The sequence below is a fragment of the Mycobacterium sp. genome, assembly GCF_032162105.1.
In the GTDB taxonomy this organism is placed as follows: Bacteria; Actinomycetota; Actinomycetes; order Mycobacteriales; family Mycobacteriaceae; genus Mycobacterium.
In genome coordinates this window covers 1-3,027 of the sequence record NZ_JAVRPS010000632.1, presented here as the reverse complement: position 1 = coordinate 3,027, position 3,027 = coordinate 1, and the positions used below count along the sequence as shown (strand labels likewise).

Genomic DNA, 3,027 nt, shown 5'->3' with positions numbered 1-3,027 from the left:
GGAGTGGTGATGGAGTATCGCCGGGTCGGCAGCTCTGGTCTGGTGGTGTCTGAATGGAGTTTCGGCGCAGCGACGTTCGGCGGGTCGGGCGACTTCTTCAGCGCGTGGGGCAACACCGACGTCGACGCAGCGCGGCGGATCATCGACATATGCTTGGACGCCGGTGTCACGCTGTTCGACACCGCCGACGTCTACTCCGACGGTGCCTCCGAGGAGGTGCTCGGAGCCGCCCTGGTGGGCAGGCGTGACCAGGTGCTGATCTCGACGAAGGCGGCGCTGCCGCTCGGCGTCGGGCCGGGGGATGCGGGAACGTCGCGGCCGCGCCTGATCGCTGCGGTCGAGAAGGCGCTGCGCCGGCTGCGGACCGATCGCATCGATCTGTTTCAGCTGCACGCCTACGACGCCTATACCCCTATCGACGAGGTCCTCGAGACACTCGACGTGCTCGTCGCGCAGGGCAAGATCCGGTACACCGGCGTGTCCAACTTCTCGGGATGGCAGCTGATGAAGTCACTTTCGACCGCCGACTCGGCTCATCGTCCCCGCTATGTCGCCCACCAGGTGTACTACTCGCAGATCGGGCGGGACTACGAATGGGAACTCATGCCGCTCGGCCTGGATCAGGGGGTCGGCGCCCTGGTCTGGAGCCCGCTGGGATGGGGACGCCTGACGGGCCGAATCCGCCGGGGGACACCGCTGCCCGAACGAAGCAGGTTGCACGTGACGGCGGATGCTGGTCCGCCCGTGCAGGACTCCCAGCTCTTCGACGTCGTCGACGAGCTGAGCGCGATCGGCGATGAGACCGGCCGGACGGTTCCGCAGGTCGCGCTGAACTGGCTGCTGCGGCGGCCGACCGTGTCATCGGTGATCATCGGCGCACGCGACGCCACTCAGCTGTCCGAGAACCTCGGCGCGGTGGGCTGGGCGCTGACCGACGACCAGGTCGCGCGGCTCGACGCGGTGAGCCATCGCGAAGCCCCGTATCCATACTTTCCGTACTTCCGGCAGGACGGCTTCGCGCGGCTCAACCCGCCTGCCTTTCCGGCGAGGCTTGACCGTCAAGCCGAAACGAAGGTGTGCGCTTCATAGGTTTCGGGCTGAGCGTTGACGCCGACCTCTTGCAAGATCGGCGCGAGGAGCTCACCGAACCGGTCGCATGCTTCTCGTGACTGCCAGACGTCGACAACCCGGAACCCCTGCGGGCTCTGCCCGGCCACATGCATCAGCAGACCTTCCACGGGCCAATCGGATGGCGACTTGAGGCTGGTCTCGCCGGTCAGTTTGCGGACTATTTCTTCGTATGACTTCTGAGTGAGGCTCGGACCCTGATGGATCAATACAACGGACATGCCCTTTCCCTCCTGGTTCAAGAACGGATTGCAACGGGTCTGCGGCTTGGAACGTCGCTATTGCACCTCCTTGCCTGGCAGGAGGGGCACGGCACCGATCGGAGCGTTTGGTCCTTGGTGATCCGGTGCCATGACTGGTCCTTTGACCTGTCGAGGTCATCTGCGTGCCGACCGTAGGTGTTCGGCATAAAAGTCTGCTGCGGTATGGAGCCTCGAACACCCGACCCTACAGCTCTAGCATTGCTGGAAATCACTATTGGGTAGAAAACCGCAGACATAGAGCATTGTGTGTTCGTACTTGTCTTTACTGTCTGGTCAATAACGGGCACGATCTGCTGATGCTTGCGACGACAGGCGCTTCACTCCCGTCGCTCGACTTCGACGCTGTGGAGGGCCTCCGGCAGGCGTTACCCGGGTAGGTCGGTGTACTGCAACGTGTAACCGTCTGCGCTGAACGTGAAGCCCTTGCCGGTCTTCTCGCTCAGGCAGGAGATCCCCGAAGCTTCCTGAACGTTGCAGCGGAATCCCGCAACGACCAACACCCGGTCGAAGGGGAGAACGACCGCAGGACCGGGAACCAGGGCGTACCCCGGAGGATCGAGCGACGTGAACTGAGCGTCGGCGGCGCGGTCGACCACGATGGCATTCGGCGCGGCGTCGGTGGCCCGCGGGCCGGGCACGCTGGTGGGGGCGCCCTTGACGGCGATGGCGGACCCGGTCGAGGACTGGCAGCCCGCCGTCTTGCGCGGGAAGATCGCGCACACCCATCGCTTGCTGGGGCTGGTGAAGTAGTACGCCGTTTCGCCGTCCGCTCCGTGCGCGGCGTAGTCGAAGGCGTTCGCCAGGTTGTCGTTGCTGGGGCGCTTCGACGGCGACGGCGCAGCAGGCGCGGTGGCCTGTGTGGGCGTGGTCGCATCGTCGGTGTTCACGATCGTGCCGGACGAACAGCTGGTGCTGATCACCGCGGCGGTGGCCGCGGCCAGAACCGCCGCTCCCAACCGACCGCTGTTGCAGCGGAAGCCTTCTCGCGTGTTGGGAACTCCGGAGTCCATCGGGCCCATCATTGCATGCCGCCTGCAGCCGATACCGAGCCTGTGGATGAACTGCCGACTGTGTACAACCGCTCGTTTCGGACGCCGAGATGTCCCTCCCGCCGCGGACGGTTGGGCCATGACGGAGAACGTGGTGAGCCGCGCCCAGATCGGGGCGTTGGGCGAGCAACTGGCGGTGGATCATCTGACGTCGTTGGGGTGGCGCGTGCTGGCGCGCAACTGGCGGTGCCGCTATGGCGAGCTGGACGTGATCGCCGCCGAGCCCGGCGGTGTCGTGGTGTTCGTGGAGGTCAAGACGCGCACCAGCGATCAGTTCGGTGGGGTTGCGCAGGCGGTGACGCCGGACAAGGTGCGCCGGCTGCGGCGGCTGGCCGGGTTGTGGCTGTCCGGTCAGGACGGCAGCTGGTCGCAGGTGCGCATCGACGTCGTCGGCGTGCGCATCGGGCAGCGGCCGACGCCGCCGGGTGGGCGTGGGTGGGAAGTGTTGGAGCTCACCCACCTGCAGGGGGTGGGGTGATGGCGTTGGGCCGGGCGTTCTCGGTGGCCGTGCGCGGGCTGGATGCCGAGTTGGTCGAGATAGAAGCCGACATCACCTCGGGGCTTCCAGGTGTGCACCTGGTCGGGCT

4 protein-coding genes and 1 pseudogene are annotated in these 3,027 nt (G+C 66.0%); 3 read left to right on the top strand and 2 right to left on the bottom strand.

The features are described from left to right. Positions 1–9 precede the first annotated feature (9 nt). Complete coding sequence (locus tag QOC69_RS32060; RefSeq protein WP_526446529.1) at positions 10–1,089, top strand: aldo/keto reductase; 1,080 nt, start codon at positions 10–12, stop codon at positions 1,087–1,089. On the opposite strand, the gene QOC69_RS32055 is transcribed toward QOC69_RS32060, so the two are convergent. Both QOC69_RS32055 and QOC69_RS32050 read right to left on the bottom strand, forming a co-directional pair. Beyond that, positions 1,059–1,349 (bottom strand): hypothetical protein, encoded by a 291-nt coding sequence (locus QOC69_RS32055; RefSeq protein WP_526446528.1) that lies wholly within the window; start codon positions 1,347–1,349, stop codon positions 1,059–1,061. The two genes, QOC69_RS32060 and QOC69_RS32055, sit on opposite strands and share 31 nt — an antisense overlap. Positions 1,350–1,756: 407 nt before the next feature. After that, positions 1,757–2,401 carry a hypothetical protein gene (locus tag QOC69_RS32050; RefSeq protein WP_526446527.1) on the bottom strand — a complete coding sequence of 215 codons (645 nt, stop codon included), beginning with the start codon at positions 2,399–2,401 and terminating at the stop codon, positions 1,757–1,759. 118 nt (positions 2,402–2,519) lie between these two features. Between QOC69_RS32050 and QOC69_RS32045 the strand changes: the two genes are divergently transcribed. Both QOC69_RS32045 and QOC69_RS32040 read left to right on the top strand, forming a co-directional pair. Beyond that, positions 2,520–2,918, top strand: a complete 399-nt coding sequence (locus QOC69_RS32045) for a YraN family protein (protein WP_526446526.1) — start codon at positions 2,520–2,522, stop codon at positions 2,916–2,918. Continuing rightward, positions 2,918–3,027 (top strand): annotated as a pseudogene (locus tag QOC69_RS32040) (magnesium chelatase domain-containing protein); the annotation flags it as partial. The gene QOC69_RS32045 and the pseudogene QOC69_RS32040, both read left to right, overlap by 1 nt.